This window comes from Citrobacter sp. Marseille-Q3906 (assembly GCF_916618775.1).
Classification (GTDB): domain Bacteria; phylum Pseudomonadota; class Gammaproteobacteria; order Enterobacterales; family Enterobacteriaceae; genus Citrobacter; species Citrobacter murliniae.
In genome coordinates this window covers 23459-45076 of record NZ_CAKAKA010000003.1, presented here as the reverse complement: position 1 = coordinate 45076, position 21618 = coordinate 23459, and the positions used below count along the sequence as shown (strand labels likewise).

At 50.1% G+C, this 21618-nt stretch carries 17 protein-coding genes; 2 read left to right on the top strand and 15 right to left on the bottom strand.

Annotated elements, in window-relative coordinates; translation table 11 throughout:
• The first annotated feature begins 120 nt into the window (after positions 1-120).
• Positions 121-1533 (top strand): helix-turn-helix domain-containing protein, encoded by a 1413-nt coding sequence (locus LG384_RS17575; protein ID WP_225761321.1) that lies wholly within the window; start codon positions 121-123, stop codon positions 1531-1533.
• A 42-nt stretch (positions 1534-1575) separates the two neighbouring features.
• Here the strand turns inward: LG384_RS17575 and phsC are convergent, their stop codons facing one another.
• The 5 genes from phsC to adeP form a co-directional block, all read right to left on the bottom strand.
• Positions 1576-3183, bottom strand: coding sequence for a thiosulfate reductase cytochrome B subunit (phsC, locus tag LG384_RS17570; RefSeq protein ID WP_225761320.1), 1608 nt, complete (start codon positions 3181-3183; stop codon positions 1576-1578).
• Between the two features lie 8 nt (positions 3184-3191).
• On the bottom strand, positions 3192-3608 hold the full coding sequence (locus tag LG384_RS17565) for a cytochrome c3 family protein (protein ID WP_052369300.1): 417 nt from the start codon (positions 3606-3608) through the stop codon (positions 3192-3194).
• 1 nt (position 3609) lies between these two features.
• On the bottom strand, positions 3610-5190 hold the full coding sequence (locus tag LG384_RS17560; RefSeq protein WP_225761319.1) for a flavocytochrome c: 1581 nt from the start codon (positions 5188-5190) through the stop codon (positions 3610-3612).
• On the bottom strand, positions 5187-6890 hold the full coding sequence (hutH, locus tag LG384_RS17555) for a histidine ammonia-lyase (protein ID WP_225761318.1): 1704 nt from the start codon (positions 6888-6890) through the stop codon (positions 5187-5189). Before hutH ends, LG384_RS17560 begins: the two co-directional genes overlap by 4 nt.
• Before the next feature lie 408 nt (positions 6891-7298).
• Positions 7299-8636, bottom strand: a complete 1338-nt coding sequence (gene adeP, locus LG384_RS17550) for an adenine permease AdeP (protein ID WP_045448984.1) — start codon at positions 8634-8636, stop codon at positions 7299-7301.
• Between the two features lie 167 nt (positions 8637-8803).
• Between adeP and yieH the strand changes: the two genes are divergently transcribed.
• Complete coding sequence (gene yieH / locus LG384_RS17545; protein WP_045448986.1) at positions 8804-9469, top strand: 6-phosphogluconate phosphatase; 666 nt, start codon at positions 8804-8806, stop codon at positions 9467-9469.
• Positions 9470-9572: 103 nt separating this feature from the next.
• Here the strand turns inward: yieH and phoU are convergent, their stop codons facing one another.
• From phoU to atpG, 10 genes are all read right to left on the bottom strand, one after another.
• Positions 9573-10298 carry a phosphate signaling complex protein PhoU gene (phoU, locus tag LG384_RS17540; RefSeq protein ID WP_003023824.1) on the bottom strand — a complete coding sequence of 242 codons (726 nt, stop codon included), beginning with the start codon at positions 10296-10298 and terminating at the stop codon, positions 9573-9575.
• A gap of 137 nt (positions 10299-10435) precedes the next feature.
• On the bottom strand, positions 10436-11209 hold the full coding sequence (gene pstB, locus LG384_RS17535; RefSeq protein ID WP_045448988.1) for a phosphate ABC transporter ATP-binding protein PstB: 774 nt from the start codon (positions 11207-11209) through the stop codon (positions 10436-10438).
• 51 nt (positions 11210-11260) lie between these two features.
• Positions 11261-12151: a phosphate ABC transporter permease PstA gene (gene pstA / locus LG384_RS17530; protein ID WP_045448990.1), complete on the bottom strand. Its 891-nt coding sequence runs from the start codon at positions 12149-12151 to the stop codon at positions 11261-11263.
• Positions 12151-13110: a phosphate ABC transporter permease PstC gene (gene pstC / locus LG384_RS17525; RefSeq protein WP_045448992.1), complete on the bottom strand. Its 960-nt coding sequence runs from the start codon at positions 13108-13110 to the stop codon at positions 12151-12153. Before pstC ends, pstA begins: the two co-directional genes overlap by 1 nt.
• A 145-nt stretch (positions 13111-13255) precedes the next feature.
• Positions 13256-14296, bottom strand: a complete 1041-nt coding sequence (gene pstS, locus LG384_RS17520; protein ID WP_045449847.1) for a phosphate ABC transporter substrate-binding protein PstS — start codon at positions 14294-14296, stop codon at positions 13256-13258.
• Between the two features lie 326 nt (positions 14297-14622).
• On the bottom strand, positions 14623-16452 hold the full coding sequence (gene glmS / locus LG384_RS17515) for a glutamine--fructose-6-phosphate transaminase (isomerizing) (RefSeq protein WP_200011113.1): 1830 nt from the start codon (positions 16450-16452) through the stop codon (positions 14623-14625).
• 322 nt (positions 16453-16774) lie between these two features.
• The gene (glmU, locus tag LG384_RS17510; RefSeq protein ID WP_225761317.1) at positions 16775-18145 is read right to left on the bottom strand and encodes a bifunctional UDP-N-acetylglucosamine diphosphorylase/glucosamine-1-phosphate N-acetyltransferase GlmU; all 1371 of its coding nucleotides are present in this window, start codon (positions 18143-18145) and stop codon (positions 16775-16777) included.
• A 715-nt stretch (positions 18146-18860) separates the two neighbouring features.
• Positions 18861-19280 carry a F0F1 ATP synthase subunit epsilon gene (locus LG384_RS17505; RefSeq protein WP_005121460.1) on the bottom strand — a complete coding sequence of 140 codons (420 nt, stop codon included), beginning with the start codon at positions 19278-19280 and terminating at the stop codon, positions 18861-18863.
• A gap of 20 nt (positions 19281-19300) precedes the next feature.
• Positions 19301-20683: a F0F1 ATP synthase subunit beta gene (gene atpD / locus LG384_RS17500; RefSeq protein WP_045448998.1), complete on the bottom strand. Its 1383-nt coding sequence runs from the start codon at positions 20681-20683 to the stop codon at positions 19301-19303.
• A 26-nt stretch (positions 20684-20709) separates the two neighbouring features.
• Positions 20710-21573, bottom strand: a complete 864-nt coding sequence (gene atpG / locus LG384_RS17495) for a F0F1 ATP synthase subunit gamma (protein ID WP_005121458.1) — start codon at positions 21571-21573, stop codon at positions 20710-20712.
• Positions 21574-21618 lie beyond the last annotated feature (45 nt).

Sequence of the window (21618 nt, the reverse complement as noted above, 5' to 3'; positions counted from 1 at the left end):
AATATATCTACTCTTTTCTTTCCCGACATCTTGTCACTCGTGAACAATGGATATGCCATGGACAGGACTTTGTCACATTTGCGGACAGCAGTATGTAGCAGTACACAGCTGGAGAAATCCATGTATGCCTGCCTGCAGGCGATACCAGATTCTATAGAATGTGATGGTATTTTTTTTAACTACTATCGTAGTGACATCCGCTGTATTCAGTTTTTAGCACTGGCGACACATAAAACGGCACGACTGAAACGGGATGTCATCCCTATTCCTGAAAACATTGCCCGACAATTCGATTATTCGGATAATTTCTCCACTCAACTTATTGATAATCTGAGTCAGTGCCCGCTGACTCAATATGTTGTAAATACCTGCTTTCGTAATATCAAATCCCTTATACTGATGCGCATGCATCTGGACGGCGTGCGTTTGGGTGCAATGGGGGTGTTTAGTTACCATACAAATGCCTTTACACCGCAGCATACGGCGTTGTTTGAATCAGTACGAGGAGAGCTCTCCTTGCTTGCCTTCATTGCCCTGTCACGGCATAACCTCTTACTGAAAAATATCCCCCCTCTTATACCAGGACTTCCTGCATCAGAAGAAGATGAGCAATTCGTTGTCAGCCCGTCCAATATCCCACTGTACCAGCTTTATAATTCGTTAGATGAACTGGCAAATAGTAAACAACCCATTCTGATGTTGGGTGAAGAGGGCGTCGGAAAAAAAACCTTTGTAGCTGCTTTACGACAGCGCAATTCTAACGGCATTCATTATTATGGAATACTTAATGCCTCCGCCCGGCAATTAATAATCATAAAAAATGGAAAAGTGGACAAAACGGTGGTTATCGATTTTGCTCTGCCACCGAACATTGCTTTATTTCTGGAATTGCATCAGGGGTCTTTGCAGATAAATGAAATAAGGTTATTACCCGAGCGCTGGCAAAATTTTCTGCTGGGGTTGCATTCAAACTACCGAGAATATTGCCAGATACAGGTTATAGCCATTCAGACCCTACCATTTTCAGCTACTCAAATACCCAGTAACAGTGAAAATCACAGCATTCATCAGCATAATATAACAAGCCAACGGTACGCCAACATTCTCTGTCAGGTTATTACGCTACCTCCGCTCCGTTATCGACATAACGATATTCCGCTTCTGTTGATACACTATCTGAGATACCTGTCGAAACAGCATAAACAGGCCTCCTTACCTGTTTTAGGCGAAGACTCTCTTCGCCTGCTTTGGGAGTACAACTGGCCAGGCAATATTACTGAATTAATTGGTTTGTTAGAAAACGCCTTTTTTCGCGGCACTCTCAATGAGCTCAACATCATGCTGCCTGGCGAGATGAATACCAATGCCATTGCGCCACTTGATGAAGCGATGCGTCAACATATTCAACTGGCGCTGCGCCAGACACGGGGGAAAATTTCAGGGAAAGGTGGGGCAGCGGAACTGCTTGGTGTGAATAGCAATACCCTGTACAGCAAAATAAAGAAACTCGGTATTGCAGTGAAAGATAAATAGTAGCACTCCCCTTTCATTATGAGGGAAAGGGGAGCAACGCCTTTATTTACGCGTCCTGGTACGATGAAAACCGTCAATCATTCCTTTAATCAGCGCACCTGGCGTATCACCAGTACTGCACAAATACAGATGTATGATGATAAATGCCACCATCGTGACAGCAAGACCATAGTGGAGATATGCAACGACTTGCTTACCCGGCAATGTGAAGAGGGTTTCCGGCGTATAACCGGGGTACATCATCAATAACCCGGTGATAATCAGTAGCGGTAACAACAGAAACATCACGACGATATAACCCAGTTGTTGCAGGATATTAAATTTAGCCACAGACGAAGCATGTTCCGGGTGAGGTTCTCCGCGGAAAATACCATACAAATAATAACGAGTCTGACGTACCAGGCGCCCAATAATTCCCTGCCAACGAACCCGATAGTGATGCCCGTTACCGCAGCAGGCCAACAGAATAAAGCCCAACCAGATAACACACAAAAGCACGCCAGTAATATTATGTACATCGACCCAAAGAGAGAATCGAGAACTTACCCAGTGCAATGCGCAACCACTGATAATAAGTACGGCAAAACAAAGTGCATTTAGCCAGTGCCAGCAGCGAACGGGCAACGTATAGAGATAACGTTTTTCTATCTTTCCGCCTGTTGCCTGATGAGATATCACAAGTCGCCCCAAACCATGGCAAATAAGCAGAATAACGAATCCACACAGAACGTATGCAAACAAACGATCGACTCGCCCACTCCCGTTATTGCCGATCATATAGGTATCGGTAAACAGGGCACCATCAACCTGACGAACAACAGGGGCTGAGACCGCGACCGCCGCCAGTTTATTTCTGAGCGCAAGGTCGTCAAATAATCCTTTCCCCAACTTACTGCCAGCAATGGTGTTTTCATCAGGGGCAAACGTTTTGTGGCGAGCACTAAGCAGCGATCCGTCACCATGACACTGCTCACATCCGATCGTTTGTGAGGCCGGTAATATCCGGTGCAACGTTGTATCCGTGGCATCAGCATGACAATCAATACACCGCAGGCTACTGAGGTGTTGTGTGGCATAAGGTAGCGCTGTATGCGCCATATCCTGAGATTTAGAAGCCTTTCCCCCGGATAACTGCGAAAATACACCTGCCCGCGAATGGCAATTGGTGCACATCAGATTACCATCTGCGATTTGTTTTTTATCTGGATGATTAATCTCCCCGGCCGTCATCGTGTGCGCATTATGGCAGGAGGTACAGGAAAACAGCCCTTTCGCAATCTTTTGATTATGTACGCTTTGCTGCATGGCATGCACGGTATCGCGCATCACAACGCCGTGGCAGCTCTCACAAACCTTATCGCCAATGGGTTTTAGCACATGCGGGGTGGCTGAAAACCCCTCACTTTCCGGCTGACTCTGATGGCAAGCGATACATGGCACATTGCCATGTACGCTGTCGTGATATTTATCCATTGAGACGAATAAATTAGCCTGCACTTTATCGGTTGATATTCCCTGAATGTCACTGTCAGCATGGCATTCCTGACAGGGTTGATTGAGCTGCGCTGTCGGGATCGGAGCGGAATACCCCGACAGCGATATCAATCCTGATACCAGACAAAACAAACCTCTCTTTAAGAGCCCACACATAATATCCCTCATGGCTTCATATCCGGATATTTAAAGAGGTGGCAGTTGTTGCAGTAGATAACCGAAGGTTTGTGCTCGTTATGGCAGGCAGTGCAGGGAACATCTTTGCCGTAATGCATCGAATCATGCGGATTAGGCTCGGCATTCTTTTTATGTGGATCTGGCTGCGTTAATCCCGCAATCTGATCCCGCGTTCCATGACAACTCAGGCATGCTTTATCATTTGGAGCGGCGACTGGCGTGCTGGCGCCATGACACAATTGGCATGATGTATCGCGCCCGGTGGCTTCCAGAGAATGATGATAAGGCTTAACAGCCATCGTATTCAGTTGCTGGTGAAAGGCGGCTTCGTTATCTGCTGCAACACCAAGTTGAGAAAAACTGCCAGTCAACAGCAGTAACAAGGCCATGCAAAATTTCGCCATGTTAAATTCCCCCAACATCAAATGAATCATCCGCCGCGGTTGCGGAGGCGGCGCTGAGACCGGCTATACGACCGAAGACCAGACAGTCTGCAACGGCGCAACTACCGAGGCGGCTACCACCATGTGACCCCGCGGTTGCTTCTCCGGCAGCATATAACCCAGGGATCGGTTGACTATCCGCCGCATTGAGTACCTCCGCGCGCATGCTGATTTGTACCCCGCCCATGACATAGTGCACTTTGGGCCACACGCGCACCGCGACAAACGGCCCCTTCTCCAGCGGCACAGCACGACTGACATCTTTCTTCATCCGATCACCGCCTTTACGTGCAACAGCGGCATTGTAGGCATCTACCTCATCCTGCAGCGTGGCGTAAGGGATACCAAAATGAGCCGCAAGTTGTTCCAGCGAGTCAAACTGCCAGGCTACGCCATAGTGCAATGCATGCCCCAGACTCTGGGCCAGTTTTGCACCTTCCAGCGTCGTGAAGCAGATGGGATAAAGTGGATTACCTTTTTCATCTACCTGCGCCAGAATGCCCTCTTCACGCTCTTTGCGATCGGCAAGTTCGTTTGTGAAACGGTGACCTGTACGCGGGTTGACCATGATCCCGTTGGGAAAACCGGAGATAGTATTGAACTGCGACACATAGCCGAAGCCTCGTTCGTCCGGCGATGACCAGGGACCTAGCTGGATTAGATCTAGCTGTACGGGTGTTGCACCAATACGCAGCATGTGTACCAGGCATTCCGCCGTAGCACCAGGATGGTTGGTGGAGTCTACTCGCTCATCCAGCATGGGGTTTTGCAGTTTGCGGAAACGCAAATCATTAGAAAAACCACCAGAACACATCACTACGCCATAACGTGCGCCGTAATGACGAATCTGCCCGGTTTGTTCGTCAGGGAATTGATAGCCATCGCGAACCGTCAGACCAATCACACGCCCCTGCGCGTTTTGCAGGAAAGATTCCAGCTTGCACTGAGAACGGAAAATCACGCCCATTTTCGCGGCGGATTCTTTCAATGGGCGGGTGATCCCCGCACCGGAACTCTCCACGGTTTGCAGCGTACGAGGGACTGAATGGCCGCCAAAGTGTTGTACAAACGGTTTGTACTTTACGCCGTGTTTAAGCGTGAATTCATACGCCGCGTTCGTATTCTCAACCAGAATTTTCAGCTGCTCTTTATCATTCAGGCCGCGTCCGGCCTTAAGCATGTCCTTGTACATCAGCTCAGGTGAATCGACGATCCCCTCTTTTCGCTGCGGGGGAGAATCGGCAACGGCGACCGCACCGCCGTTAATCGCCGAGTTACCGCCAAAAACAGGCATTTTATCAATAACCAGAACACTGCGACCGGCCTGTACCGCTTCAAGTGCGGCGGCCAAACCGGCAAAACCACTCCCGACCACGATCACATCGTAAATTTTATGGTAGCGAACACCCTGAACCTGGGCGCAGCTCTCCTGCGCCCATGCCGTTCCCGTCAGCGTCGCCAGTGCGCCGCCTGTCGCCAGGATTGTGCTTTGGGTTAGAAAAGCTCGCCGCGACACATCGCTGTTTTTTTTCATTGCCGTCATTTGCTCCCTGTCTTCATGCTGACCAGTGAGCTGGCAGGGAATGACGCCACCATCGCAGAAGAGTCCGCAATGTTGTCACTGAAAATCCGATCCTGGGTAACAAACGGAACCTTTTCACGATAAGTAGCAAAGAGTTTTCCTGTCAGTTCGCCCAGCTTCAGATCTGGGTTTTTCTGCTTGCGTAAATCGATAGCCTGACTGGCGTGCAACAGCTCCAGACCATAGATATTGCATATATCATCGGCAATTTGACTCAGTCGTTTGGAGGCTCGCAGGTTATTGGTATAAGTATCCTCAATGGTTCCCGCCATCGGTTGACCATCGAGAGAGACCGGGTTAACCAAATCGCGAATATCCGCCAGTAACGCTACCTGAGGTTTCTGGATAGCACCGAAAGCGTGTCCTTTCTGATTGGTATCAGACGCGAGAAAGCGGCTTAGACCGGTGAAATGGTCATCAGACAGGTGTAACGTGCGTTGAACGCTGTTATGCGCCAGATGCCCCATTGCTAAAGACAAGTTCTGAATCGCCAGCGCCAGCGGGAGGGGTTCAAAATTAGAGGTAGGGAAAATCGCGCCGCTTATGGTTTCACCGTTAGCATCTTTCGCACTAACAAAGTACTGCTCAACCTGACTGTTCTCCGCCAACGAGTGGTCTGCATCCACAATCACCGCAGGATTATCGTCGGAGCTGTTTAGTTGAATTTCCAGCATCTGCCAGGCTTCGTTCCATTCACGACGCGCTTCATTCAGCACAAATACCGTCGTACGGAAAGAAAGGGGATCCTGCAAAGGGCGCCCGTCCTGATGCTGCCAGAGATAAGATCCGCTTAGCGCATTACGAATGCTTCCCCCGGTATCCTGCACACCGGGGAAAGGTCGCACACTTAAGCTTTGGTACAAGAATGGTGCAACGTTGCCATCCAGCGCTTCCAGAGACAAACCAAACACCGCTGGCGTAATGTTGATAATCTGCCTGGACTCCAGCAACGCTTTGGCTGAATACGCGGCGGAAATTGCATTTGAAGAGAGGATAGAGAGCGCGTCCTTACCGAGCGGTTCGAGTTTCGCGATGCCGGCTTGTTGTAGCGCTTTTGCGGAAGCCATCTCGGTGCCGTTCACACGCACACGCCATTCACCAATCATTACATCGCCAATATGGGACGCGAGGGTAATATCAGCTTCACCAACAGAACCGCGCGACGGTATCACAGGGGTGATATGTTTGTTGAGTAGCTGCTGGTACATCCTGGCAACCTGCGGTTGAGCGCCAGTATTCCCCGTCAGCATCGTGTTAAGACGGATCACCATCGCCAGACGCACCAGTTCGTCAGGCATATCAGGACCAACACCTGCAGCATGTGCATGCAGTGCATTGATATTAAATTCACGCGACGCCTGGATAACTTCCGGAGTTAATTTCCCGTGCGCATCAAACAGTGATTTGTCTTTGTTCAAACCAACACCAACGGTTAGCCCATAAACCGGGACACCTTTTCCCGCAGCGATCATCAATAGTTTGTTGGCTTTATCGACGCGATTCATGGCGGTTGACGCAATATCGACTTGTTTTTGTCCCTGTGCGATAGCCCAGGCTTCATCCAGCGTTAACGAGTGCCCATCCAGCGTTACGCTGGATGCCGACGCGAACAATGGAAAAAGCAGAGAAACACAAAGTATCCCAGTGGTCGTCTTTTTCATTTCTGAATTCCTTTTTATAGAGATAAGAAACAGTAACGAAAAAAACGCATGCGAAACTTGAAATGCACCCTGCATTTATCAAGGCTATTTTTGATATTTCAAAAATAATGAAATTTAAACATTTCAATTTATTAACAGAGTGTTTAACTAATTGAAACCGCAACCGAGGCCAGCACCACTGCGTCATAGGATGAACCGTGACGATTTCTGGGAAACGGGTGTGCAATTTTGCTATTTACCTTGTTATGACCAAACAGATATTTAGCCTTGGTTATTATTCATAATTATTTTTAATCAATTACAGTCTATTTTTATTCAGAAAAAGATAATTAGCAGGGGGAGGAATAATGCAGGATAACCAGAGGAGCCGCTTCAGCTTCATAATGTGAAGCTGAAGCAGCTGGTAAATCAATGTGCGTCAATAAACACAATCTTTAGTACAAACAGCAGCGCGACAACAATGACGCACGGGCTGAGGTCACGGAAGCGCCCGGTACCGATTTTCATTACGCAGTAGGAAATAAAGCCCAGCGCAATACCTTCGGTAATGGAGAAGCTAAACGGCATCATTACCGCAGTAATAAACGCCGGAACGGCTTCTGTCAGGTCATCCCACTTCACACGTGACAGGCTGGACGTCATCAGAACACCAACGTAAATCAGCGCACCGGCTGCCGCATATCCCGGAACCATTCCCGCCAACGGCGAAAGGAAGATAACCAGCAGGAACAGCAAACCAACAACAACCGCTGTCAGGCCAGTACGCCCGCCGACCGAAACCCCGGAAGAGGATTCAATATACGCGGTTACAGAAGATGTACCGATAAACGCACCGGTAACAGACGAAACGCTATCCACAAACAGCGCCTGCTTCATGCGCGGGAACTTGCCCTTTGCGTCCGCCAGGCCGGCTTTATCCGTGACGCCAATCAGCGTACCAGAGGAGTCAAACAGGTTGACCAGCATGAAAGAGAAAATAACGCCCGCCAGACCAATGTTAAATGAACCGGCCAGATCAACATGCCCGATGACGGACATAACGCTCGGCGGCGCAGATACAATACCGTTGTAGTGGACATCGCCCAGCAACCAGCCCAACAGAGTGGTAACAATGATCGAGACCAGTACCGCCGCATGAATGTTGCGTGATGCCAGAATCGCGATAATAAAGAAGCCCAGAACGCCCAGCAGCACGCTGTGGGAAGTCAGGTTGCCGATAGAAACCAGCGTATCTTTATTCGCCACGATAACGCCGGCATTTTTCAGCCCCATCATGCCGATAAACAGGCCGATACCGCTGGTGATCCCCACGCGCAGGCTGACCGGAATATTGGCGATCATCCAGTAACGCACACGGAAAATTGTCAGCAGCAGCAGACCAACCGCGCCCCAGAAGATAGCGCCCATACCAATCTGCCATGACAACCCCATCGCACCGACGACTACAAAGGCAAAAAATGCGTTCAGCCCCATCGCAGGTGCAAGCGCTACCGGCAGGTTGGCAAACAGTCCCATCAGGATGCTACCAAATGCAGCAATCAGACAGGTGGTGACAAAGACTGCACTGGTATCCATACCCGCAACGCCAAGAATTTGCGGGTTAACAAAAACGATATACACCATCGTCAGGAAAGTAGTGAAACCGGCGATCACTTCGGTCCGCGCCGTCGTGCCATGTTCGCGCAGCTTGAACACGCGTTCCAGCATCCCCTGGCCAGAAGCCTGGGTTGTGTGTTGTTGACTCATTATCAATTTCCGAACAAGGAGGGAAAATTCGTCGCTATCCTATACCAAAATGCGACAATAGGGTTGGGTTATGAGCAACTTTTTTCATTGAATTTGCTTATACGGCAACGATTGCGTCACCCCATTATGCATTACGTAAACGTTAAACTTGTTAAAATGGAAATGACATGTCCCAGATAGAAGCCGTATTTTTTGACTGTGACGGTACCCTTGTCGACAGTGAAGTAATTTGTTCTCGCGCGTATGTCAGCATGTTCCAGGCGTTCGGCATTACGCTCGATCTTGAAGAGATTTTTAAGCGCTTCAAGGGGGTAAAGCTCTACGAGATCATCGACATTATCAACGAAGAACACGGTGTCGAACTGGCGAAAGCCGATTTAGAACCCGTTTACCGCGCTGAGGTCGCACGCCTGTTCGATACCGAACTGGAGGTGATTGCAGGGGCTAATTCATTGCTGGACAGCATGGCTGTGCCCATATGCGTGGTGTCTAACGGTCCGGTCAGCAAAATGCAGCATTCTCTGGGTAAGCTGGGTATGTTGCATCATTTCCCTGATTTATTGTTCAGTGGCTATGATATTCAGCGCTGGAAGCCCGATCCGGCCCTGATGTTTCATGCGGCAAAAGCAATGAACGTCAACGCAGAAAACTGCATTCTGGTGGATGATTCCAGTGCAGGTGCGCAGTCGGGAATCGATGCGGGAATGGAGGTTTTCTACTTCTGTGCCGATCCACACAACAAGCCGATCGATCATCCAAAAGTAACGACCTTTACCGATCTGGCGCAGTTACCTGAGTTGTGGAAGGCTCGTGGGTGGAATTTGACGCGCTAATGATGTCGGAATGGTTATTGTATTGTAGGCCGGATAAGCATTAGCGCCATCCGGCGAACTGCCCGGAGGCGTAAGCTTACCGGGCCTGCGGATCACACAACTATTACTCTTTCGGATCTTTACCCGCCAGCAGCTTATCCAGCTCATCGCCGCCCACGTGACGGAAATCCTGCCCCTTCACGAAGTAGAAGATGTATTCGCAAATATTCTGGCAACGGTCACCGATACGCTCGATAGAGCGCGCACAGAACAGCGCGGTAAGTACGCTTGGAATAGTGCGCGGGTCTTCCATCATGTAAGTCATCAGTTGACGCACGATACCTTCATATTCCTGGTCAACTTTCTTGTCTTCACGGTAGATACGTACCGCTTCGTCCAGATCCATACGCGCAAAGGCATCCAGCACATCATGCAGCATTTGCACGGTGTGGCGACCCAGTGATTCCAGGCTTACCAGCAGCGGCTGATGCTGCTGAGAGAATTTTTCCAGCGCGGTGCGGCAAATTTTGTCGGCCACATCACCAATACGTTCCAGTTCAGCGATGGTTTTGATAATCGCCATAACCAGTCGCAGGTCGCTCGCCGTCGGCTGACGCTTGGCGATGATACGCACACAAGCTTCATCAATCGCCACCTCCATCATGTTGACGTTCTTGTCGCCTTCAATGACGCGCTTCGCCAGCTCGCTGTCTTGATTATGCATGGCGGTAATCGCATCAGAAAGCTGCTGCTCTACCATGCCGCCCATGGTCATCACCTGGGTGCGAATACTCTCCAGTTCTGCATTGAACTGGCCGGAAATATGTTTATTAAGATTTAAATTGTCCATCATTTCTCCAGATGCCCAAAAGATTTCGAGCGAGAACAAGGCGGCAACTGCGCGAGTCCCCGGGAGCGTAGCCTACTACGTGACTGGGGTGAGCAAAGGCAGCCAACGCGGTTATCGCTTGAAAGCTGAAGGGCATATCAACCGTAGCGGCCGGTAATGTAGTCTTCAGTTTGTTTCTTCGCGGGCTTGGTGAACAGATCGTCCGTGTTGCTGAACTCAATCAATTCGCCCAGGTACATAAACGCCGTGTGGTCTGAACAACGTGCAGCCTGCTGCATGTTGTGGGTGACGATAACAACGGTGTAATCCTCTTTAAGCTCGGTGATCAGCTCTTCGATACGCCCGGTGGAGATCGGGTCGAGCGCTGAGCATGGCTCATCCAGCAGCAGTACTTCCGGGCGAATGGCGATACCACGCGCAATACATAAACGCTGCTGCTGACCACCGGAGAGAGAGTACCCGCTCTGGTGCAGTTTATCTTTGGTTTCGTTCCATAATGCGGCCTTGGTCAACGCCCACTGCACACGCTCATCCATATCCGCACGGGAGAGCTTTTCAAACAGGCGTACACCAAATGCGATGTTGTCATAAATGGACATCGGGAACGGCGTCGGTTTCTGGAACACCATCCCCACTTTGGCACGAAGCAGTGCGATATCCTGGGTGTTGGTAAGTATATTGTCGCCATCCAGCAGGATTTCACCTTCTGCACGCTGCTCCGGGTACAATTCAAACATTTTGTTAAAAGTACGCAGCAACGTTGATTTACCGCAACCTGACGGACCGATAAACGCAGTTACCTGGTTTTTAGCGATATCCAGGTTGATGTTCTTCAGGGCATGGAATTTGCCGTAGTAGAAGTTCAGGTCACGTACTGAAATTTTACCCGGAGTCGTGTTAACCATACTCATCTCAATCTCTTCCTCATTCAGCGCCGCCGTCGTTGGCCGCGCCGTAAATAATTAACCGTGTTTCTTCTTCGCGAAAATCACGCGCGCCAGAATATTCAGCAACAGTACGCACAGGGTAATAATCAACACCCCGGCCCAGGCCAGTTGCTGCCATTCAGCAAATGGGCTCATCGCAAACTTAAATATCGTTACCGGCAGGTTGGCAATGGGTTGCATCATGTCGGTGCTCCAGAACTGATTGGAGAGCGACGTAAACAACAGCGGGGCGGTTTCACCCGCAATACGCGCAATCGCCAGCAGAACGCCTGTAATAATGCCGGAGACAGACGCTTTCAGGGTGATAGCAGAAATCATCTTCCACTTCGGCGTACCCAGCGCATATGCCGCTTCACGCAGGCTGTCCGGCACCAGTTTGAGCATGTTCTCGGTGGTGCGGATAACGATAGGCACCTGCAGCAGTGCCAGCGCGATAACGCCCGCCCAGCCGGAGAAGTGCTCCATCTTCGCCACCACAATGGTGTAAACAAACAGACCAACAACAATTGATGGTGCAGAAAGCAGAATATCGTTGATAAAACGGATCACCTCAGCCAGCCAGGACTTACGCCCGTACTCGGCCAGATAGATGCCCGCCATAATACCGAGCGGTGTACCAAACACGGTCGCCCACAGAATCAACAGTCCGCTACCGGCCAGAGCGTTCGCCAGACCACCACCAGCGGTATTTGGCGGAGGCGTCATTTCGGTGAACAGTGCCAGCGACATGCCATCAATACCACGGGTAACCGTGGACATCAGGATCCAGATAAGCCAGAACAGACCGAATGCCATCGTCGCCATAGAGAGCGTCAGCGCGATGCGGTTTTTCATACGGCGACGCGCCTGCATCTTACGGCGGGATTCCGCCAGCGCGGCTGTGTTTTGCATTTCAAGCGTAGCCATTAGCGTGCCCCCTCGTTTTTCGCAAGGCGCATGATCATGAACTTAGATGCCGCCAGCACGATGAAGGTGATCACAAACAGGATCAGCCCCAGTTCCATCAGCGCAGCAACATGCAAGCCAGATTCCGCTTCGGCAAACTCATTCGCCAGCGCAGAGGTAATGCTGTTGCCCGGCATGTACAGCGACGCACTGTCGAGCTGGTAGGTGTTACCGATAATAAAGGTTACCGCCATGGTTTCACCCAACGCGCGCCCAAGACCCAGCATCACGCCACCAATCACACCATTTTTGGTGAACGGCAGGACGATACGCCAGATAACTTCCCAGGTAGTGCAACCGATACCATAGGCTGACTCTTTCATCAGCACCGGCGTTTGTTCGAACACATCGCGCATAACGGCTGCAATGTACGGGATGATCATGATGGCAAGGATCACGCCAGCGGCCAGAATACCAATGCCAAATGCCGGACCGGAGAACAGGGCACCAACAAACGGGATATTGGAAAGAATGTTACCGACTGGCTCCTGGAAGTAGGTTGCGAACAGCGGAGCAAAGATAAACAAGCCCCACATGCCGTAAACGATACTCGGGATCGCCGCCAGCAGTTCGATAGCGATACCCAGCGGGCGACGCAGCCAGCCTGGCGCTAATTCCGTCAGAAACAACGCAATGCCGAAGCTCACCGGAACGGCAATCAGCAGTGCAATAAGAGAGGTGACCAACGTACCGTAAATTGGTACCAGCGCACCGTAAATATCGTTTGGCGCATCCCATTCTTTGGTCCACAGGAACGAGAAACCAAATTTCTGGATGCTTGGCCAGGAGGAGATGACCAGAGAGACAATAATGCCACCCAACATCAATAGCACAATCAGCGCAGCCAGTTTTACCAGCGCACTGAATATCATGTCACCCTTTTTACCCGGAGGGTTAAAAGCAGGCTTGGTTGCAGCCATAAATTACTCTTTCCATTAAACACGTTTTACGAAGTTGCCCAAACCGGATGGCGCTACGCTTATCCGGTCTATACATTGGGCCTACAGTCTGAACCGTAGGGCGGATAAGCGTAGCGCCATCCGCCAATTCGTCAAAGATATTCTGTTAATACAGCGCTTTACCACTGCTGTCTTTCACGTTGGTCTTCCATGCAGCACGAATCTGCTCAACCACGCTGTCCGGCAGGCTGGCGTAATCCAGGTCATTGGCCTGCTTGCCGCCATTTTTGTATGCCCAGTCAAAGAATTTCAGCACCTCAGCGCCTTGCTCAGGTTTCTTCTGCTCTTTATGAACCAGAATGAAGGTTGTAGACGTGATTGGCCACGCCTCGTCACCTTTCTGGTTAGTCAGATCCTGGGCAAAAGTTTTGCTCCAGTCAGCGCCTTTAGCCGCATTAGCGAAACTTTCTTCGGTCGGACTTACCGGTTTGCCGTCAGCAGTAACCAGTTTGGTATAGGCCAGGTTGTTCTGCTTAGCATAAGCATATTCAACGTAGCCGATAGAGCCTGGCAGACGCTGTACGAACGCGGCGATACCGTCGTTGCCTTTACCACCCAGACCGGTTGGCCAGTTAACGGTAGAGCCTGAACCAATTTTAGATTTCCACTCTTCATTCACTTTTGCCAGATAGCTGGTGAATACGAAGGAAGTACCGGAACCATCAGCACGACGAACAACGGCGATATTCTGAGAAGGTAGTTTCAGACCCGGGTTCAGTTTGGTGATGGCTTCATCATCCCACTTCTTAATTTTGCCGAGATAGATGTCACCCAGCGTTTTACCGTCAAGCACCAGCTCACCGGATTTCAGGCCTGGGATATTCACCGCCAGCACCACACCGCCGATCACTGTTGGGAACTGGAAAAGACCTTCCTGTGCCAGTTTCTCATCAGACAATGGTGCATCAGATGCACCGAAATCAACGGTATTTGCAGTAATTTGTTTTACACCACCGGAGGAGCCGATACCCTGGTAGTTTACTTTGCTACCGGTCTCTTTCTGATAGGTATCAGCCCATTTGGCATACACCGGCGCAGGAAAAGTTGCACCTGCACCTGTCAGGCTTGCTGCTGCGAATACAGAGAAAGCACTCATCGATAAGGTCGCGGCGACAACAGTTGCGACAGTGGTACGCATAACTTTCATAATGTCTCCTGCACGATTTTCGTAAATCATTGTTAAGTGGCTACGATGAGCAAAATAGGATAAACAGGTGACAGTTAAATGTACGAAATATGACAGTTTTATGACAAAGAAATAAATCAGACAAAACAAATAAAAAAAACCAATAAAAATAATCAGTTGAAATGACACGTGACGGTAATATTTCGCAAAAAATTTCTTTTTATGACACTGAAAACAGTAGCTGAAGATGACGGTTTGTCACATAAAAAAGGCGGGATAGTTGATTGAAAACAGAACAACGCATAAAAAAGCCCCGCCAAAAGCGGGGCATTTTCACTATAACCGACTTACTCTACAGTAACCGATTTAGCCAGGTTACGCGGCTGATCCACATCGGTGCCTTTAATCAGCGCCACGTGATAAGCCAGCAACTGCAGCGGAACAGTGTAGAAGATCGGTGCAATAACCTCTTCCACATGCGGCATCTCGATGATGTGCATGTTTTCGCTGCTAGTGAACCCAGCATCCTGATCGGCGAAGACGTATAACTGGCCGCCGCGGGCACGAACTTCTTCAATGTTGGATTTCAGTTTTTCCAACAGTTCGTTGTTCGGTGCAACCACGATAACCGGCATATCGGCATCAATCAGCGCCAGCGGGCCGTGTTTCAGTTCGCCAGCGGCATAAGCTTCAGCGTGAATATAAGAGATCTCTTTTAACTTCAGCGCACCTTCCAGCGCAATCGGATACTGATCGCCACGGCCAAGGAACAGCGCATGATGTTTGTCAGAGAAATCTTCCGCCAGAGCTGCGATACGTTTGTCCTGAGACAGCATCTGTTCAATGCGGCTCGGCAATGCCTGCAGACCGTGAACGATCTCCTGTTCGATTGACGCATCCAGGCCTTTCAGACGAGACAGTTTCGCCACCAGCATCAACAGAACTGTCAACTGAGTGGTAAATGCTTTCGTCGAAGCCACGCCTATTTCAGTCCCGGCATTGGTCATTATCGCCAGGTCTGATTCACGCACCAGAGAAGATCCCGGTACGTTACAGATAGCCAGCGATCCCAGATAGCCCAGATCTTTAGACAAGCGCAGACCCGCCAGGGTATCCGCCGTTTCACCAGACTGGGAAAGAGTGATCATCAGGCTGTTACGACGCACAGCTGATTTGCGATAGCGGAACTCGGAAGCGATTTCCACATCACAGGAAATACCTGCCAGCGACTCGAACCAGTAGCGGGATACCATACCTGAGTTGTACGAGGTACCACAGGCGATAATCTGGATATGCTCCACCTGAGACAGCAGCTCGTTGGCATTCGGACCCAGCTCGCTTAAATCCACTTCACCATGGCTGATACGCCCGGTAAGGGTGTTTTTAATCGCGTTCGGCTGTTCGTAAATCTCTTTCTGCATGTAGTGGCGGTAAATACCTTTTTCGCCAGCATCATATTGCAGACTGGATTCGATATCCTGACGTTTCACTTCTTCGCCAGACTTATCGAAAATAGAGACCGAACGGCGGGTCACTTCCGCAATATCGCCTTCTTCAAGGAAGATAAAGCGACGGGTAACCGGCAGCAGCGCCAGCTGATCGGAAGCGATAAAGTTCTCACCCATCCCCAAGCCAATAACCAGCGGGCTACCAGAACGTGCCGCCAGCAGGACTTCTGGGTTACGGGTATCCATGATCACTGTGCCATATGCACCGCGCAGTTGCGGGATAGTCCGCAGTACAGCTTCACGTAGGGTTCCGCCCTGTTCCAGCTCCCAATGCACCAGGTGAGCAATCACTTCGGTGTCGGTTTCAGAAACAAAGGTGTAACCACGCGCTTTCAGCATTTCGCGTAGTGGTTCATGGTTTTCGATGATGCCGTTATGCACCACCACAATATGTTCAGAAACATGCGGATGCGCGTTCGCTTCTGAAGGTTCACCATGGGTCGCCCAACGGGTATGAGCAATACCAGTGCCGCCATGCAACGGATGCTCTTCCGCAGCAGCAGTAAGCATCTGTACTTTACCCAGACGACGCAGACGGGTCATGTTGCCTTCAGCATCGACAACTGCCAGACCGGCAGAGTCATAGCCACGATATTCCAGACGACGTAAACCTTCGAGAAGGATTTCAGCTACATCACGCTGCGCGATAGCGCCAACAATTCCACACATATTTTATGATTCCGAATTTAGGCATTATGCCTGTCGTTGTCGGTCAACCTGTTTACCCTTCGTCTTTCACGCCGTTGCTGCGTTGGCTGCACTTGTTCACTCCGGTCACTTACCTCAGTAAGCTCCCGAAGATTCCCAGGTTTGCCGCCTTGCTAAGGCGCGAAATACTTTGGGCAATGCCCGTATTCCGGGCTCCCCGAGCCTTGTAGAGAGTGGGGTTATTTTTATAGTTACTGCTATTGGGAGGGAGATATATATTTACCTCCTCATCCCTCTGTCTGCCTGATGATGGCTACGCCTTATCAGGCCTACAAAACTAAAATTATTTTTTTTTCACCGGACGTTTCCAGCCCTGCTTATGGACCTGCGGCACGCGGCTTAAAACTAGTTCATTATCGGCGATATTTCGCGTAACGGTAGTTCCGGCTGCGATAGTCGCGCCCTTACCCACGGAAACAGGAGCCACCAGCTGAGTGTCTGAACCAACAAAAACATCGTCGCCAATAATGGTTTTAAACTTATTGGCACCATCGTAGTTACAGGTGATCGTACCCGCACCGATATTCACATTATCGCCAATTTCCGCATCACCCAGATAAGTTAAATGACCGGCTTTAGAGCCTTTACCCAGACGCGCTTTTTTCATTTCGACGAAGTTCCCTACGTGCGCGCCTTCCTGCAGTTCGGCTCCCGGGCGCAGACGTGCGAAAGGTCCGATAGTGCAAGCAGCGTCCAGGCGTGCATCTTCAACCACACTGTACGGACTAAGCTCACAGTCATCACCAATCACGCTGTTTTTGATGATGCACCCTGCGCCTATCTTCACGCGGTTCCCGAGCGTTACGTTACCTTCAATGATAACGTTAGTATCAATTTCAACATCGCGCCCGTGAATAAGCGTACCGCGCAGATCAAAACGAGCCGGATCGCGCAGCATAACCCCCGCCAACAGCAGTTTTTCAGCCTGTTCAGACTGGTACACACGCTCCAGACGGGATAGTTGTAAGCGGTTATTCACGCCTTCCACTTCACTGAGTCTGTCCGGATGAACGGCAGTGATCTCACGACCTTCCTGCCAGGCAAGCGCTATGATATCGGTGATGTAGTATTCACCCTGCGCATTGTTGTTAGTCAATTTTGACAGCCAGCGCTTCATGTCCGCGCCGTTGGCAATCAGAATACCGGTGTTGATTTCCTGGATCTGACGCTGCTCGTCGGTAGCATCTTTATGCTCTACGATACCGGTGACTTTACCGTCATCACGCGTAATGCGCCCATAACCGGTTGGGTCGTCCAGTTTTACCGTTAATAGGCCGATGCCACCCTGCGGTTTTGCATCACGCAAGCGTTGTAACGTAGTAGTGGAGATTAGCGGGACATCGCCATAGAGCATTAAAATGTCTTCGTCATCACCAAAGAATGGCGCTGCCTGCTGCATCGCATGGCCGGTTCCCAACTGCTCTGCCTGCAAAACCCAGTTAAGGTTGCCTTCTTTCAGTGTCTGCTTAAGCAAATCACCACCGTGTCCATAGACCAGGTGTACATGAGTTGCCCCTAATTCATTAGCAGCATCAATGACATGCTGGACCATCGCCTTTCCCGCGAGAGTGTGCAGCACTTTAGGGAGATCGGAATACATGCGTGTACCTTTGCCAGCGGCAAGGATCACGACGCTCATAGCACTATTCAACATACACGTCCTGACTTAAATTTGAGAACGAATTTATACCGTTTCACATTGAAATTACTACATTTTTTTCATCGTGAAATGGGCCGAAGATAAAACGTTCAATAGGAGAAAATACCTACCTGTTAATCAACTATTTTCATCTATATCGGCGTCTTTTGTCTCCCCGAAACCAGGAGTCTGTACCTATTAAAGCCTTAGGTTAATGTTTTTGCTATTTTTTTGCCTAATGAATAAAGAATTTAGTACATAGCACGCGATTTTATCGCTCAAATTCAGCCGGCAGCAGCAAAATACCTGCGAGTCATGATTTCAGACTATGCAGACAAAAATAGATAAGACAACTTGCTGTATTTAAGGGGAAAAGTACGAGAACAGGGAGTGAGACGACTGACGGCGCTTGCTTACAAACCACATTAAGCACAGCGCCACATTGCAGGCAGGGTATTACAGATTGAACATGCCGAAAGAAACGTTCATGTTGCTGAAAAGGGCGATGATTTTGTTGATCAATTTCATGTTGGTATCCTGTTTTTATCTGAGTTAATTATGTGACACTCATCACAAAAAACAAGTCTACGCTTCATTTTTTAATCGATCAATATTTACGTGATGCAGATCACATAATTATTAAAATAGCTTTTCAGCTTATATAACTTAAACCACAGGCATAAAAAAACCAGCCTGAAATCAGACTGGTTTTTGTGTTTTCAAGCCGGTGTTACATCGCTTTTTTGGTCAACTCGATAACGCGCAATTTCGCGATCGCTTTGGCCAGTTCCGCAGATGCCTGAGCGTAATCCACGTCACCGTGAGAGCTCTTAATGTGCTCTTCAGCCTTACGTTTCGCTTCCAGGGCTCTCGCTTCATCGAGATCCTGCCCGCGAATCGCGGTATCAGCCAGTACGGTCACGTTGCCAGGCTGCACTTCAAGAATGCCGCCGGACAGGTAGATAAACTCTTCATGACCGAACTGTTTAACGATGCGGATCATACCAGGCTTAATGGCGGTGAGCAGCGGGGCATGCCCTGGGAAAATACCCAGTTCACCTTCACTACCCGTTACCTGGATTTTTTCGACCAGACCAGAGAACATTTGTTGCTCTGCGCTGACGACGTCCAGGTGGTAAGTCATTGCCATATCACCCTCCGATTAAGGCGTTAAAGTTTTTTGGCTTTTTCCACGGCTTCGTCGATAGAACCAACCATGTAGAACGCCTGCTCTGGCAGGTGATCGTATTCGCCTTCCATGATGCCTTTAAAGCCACGGATGGTGTCTTTCAGGGAAACATATTTACCAGGGGAACCGGTAAATACTTCCGCGACGAAGAACGGCTGGGACAGGAAGCGCTGGATCTTACGCGCACGTGCTACCACCAGTTTATCTTCTTCAGACAATTCATCCATACCCAGGATGGCGATGATGTCTTTCAGTTCCTGATAACGCTGCAGCAGGGACTGTACGCCACGCGCAGTGTCGTAGTGTTCCTGACCAACAACCAGCGGATCCAACTGACGGCTGGTGGAATCCAGCGGGTCAACTGCCGGGTAGATACCCAGAGATGCGATCTGACGGCTCAGTACCACGGTTGCATCCAAGTGAGCAAAGGTGGTTGCTGGGGATGGGTCAGTCAAGTCATCCGCAGGTACGTATACCGCCTGAACGGAGGTGATAGAACCGGTTTTAGTAGAGGTGATACGTTCCTGAAGAACACCCATCTCTTCCGCCAGGGTCGGCTGGTAGCCTACCGCTGAAGGCATACGACCCAGCAGAGCAGATACTTCCGTACCGGCCAGGGTGTAACGATAGATGTTATCAACGAACAACAGAACGTCACGACCTTCGTCACGGAACTTCTCAGCCATAGTCAGACCGGTCAGAGCAACGCGCAGACGGTTTCCCGGCGGCTCGTTCATCTGGCCATAAACCAGGGATACTTTATCCAGAACGTTAGAGTCGGTCATTTCGTGGTAGAAGTCGTTACCCTCACGAGTACGCTCACCAACACCTGCAAACACGGAGTAACCGGAGTGTTCGATCGCGATGTTACGGATCAGCTCCATCATGTTTACGGTTTTACCTACACCCGCACCACCGAACAGACCAACTTTACCGCCCTTCGCGAACGGACACATCAGGTCGATAACTTTGATACCGGTTTCCAGCAGTTCCTGAGAGCTGGACAGCTCTTCATAGGACGGTGCTGCGCGGTGGATAGCCCAACGCTCTTCTTCACCGATATCGCCTTTCATGTCGATCGGGTGACCCAGAACGTTCATGATACGACCCAGGGTTGCTTTACCTACCGGGACTTCGATCGGGTGTTCGAGGTCTTTAACTTCCAGACCACGACGCAGACCGTCGGAAGAACCCATGGCGATGGTACGCACGATACCGCCGCCGAGCTGCTGCTGAACTTCCAGCACCAGGCTCTCATTACCATTCATAACCTCAAGAGCATCGTACACGCGCGGTACGGCATCCTGAGGGAATTCGACGTCAACCACGGCGCCGATTACCTGGACAATTTTTCCAGTAGCCATCTTGAATCCTCTACGAATTAACCTGGTTATACCGCGGATGCACCACCGACGATTTCGGTGAGTTCCTGAGTAATGCTGGCCTGACGAGCTTTGTTGTATACCAACTGCAGCTCTTTAATCAGGCTGCCGCCATTGTCGGTCGCGGCTTTCATCGCCACCATACGTGCGGCCTGCTCGCTGGCCAGGTTTTCTACCACACCCTGATAAACCTGAGATTCAACGTAACGACGCAGCAGAGTATCCAGCAGCGGTTTCGGGTCTGGTTCATACAGGTAATCCCAGGCTTTTTGTTTTAACTCTTCATCTTCTGATGCCGGTAACGGCAACAGTTGGGTAAGAGTTGGCACCTGAGACATGGTGTTAATAAATTTGTTGCTGACAACGTACAGTCTGTCCAGACGGCCTTCATCGTAGGCCTGCAGCATCACTTTAACCGGACCGATCAGTTCGGACAGGGAAGGGTTATCCCCCATACCGGTTACCTGAGCAACCACGTTACCGCCAACGGAGTTAAAGAAAGACACGCCCTTAGAGCCGATCATTGCGATGTCGCACTGAACGCCTTTATCGGACCATGTTTTCATATCTGCCAGCAGTTTTTTGAACAGGTTAATGTTCAAGCCGCCACACAGACCACGATCGGTCGACACCACCAGGTAGCCCACGCGTTTAACGTCGCGTTCTTCCAGGTAAGGGTGCTTATATTCCAGATTACCATTCGCAAGGTGACCAATCACTTTGCGCATGGTCTCTGCATAAGGACGGCTGGCCGCCATGCGATCCTGCGATTTACGCATTTTGGAAGCGGCGACCATCTCCATCGCTTTAGTGATCTTCTGCGTGTTCTGGACGCTTGCGATCTTACTACGTATCTCTTTTGCGCCGGCCATGAGCTTCTCCTCAATGCCTTGCGGTCCGTCCTAGGACAGACCGCC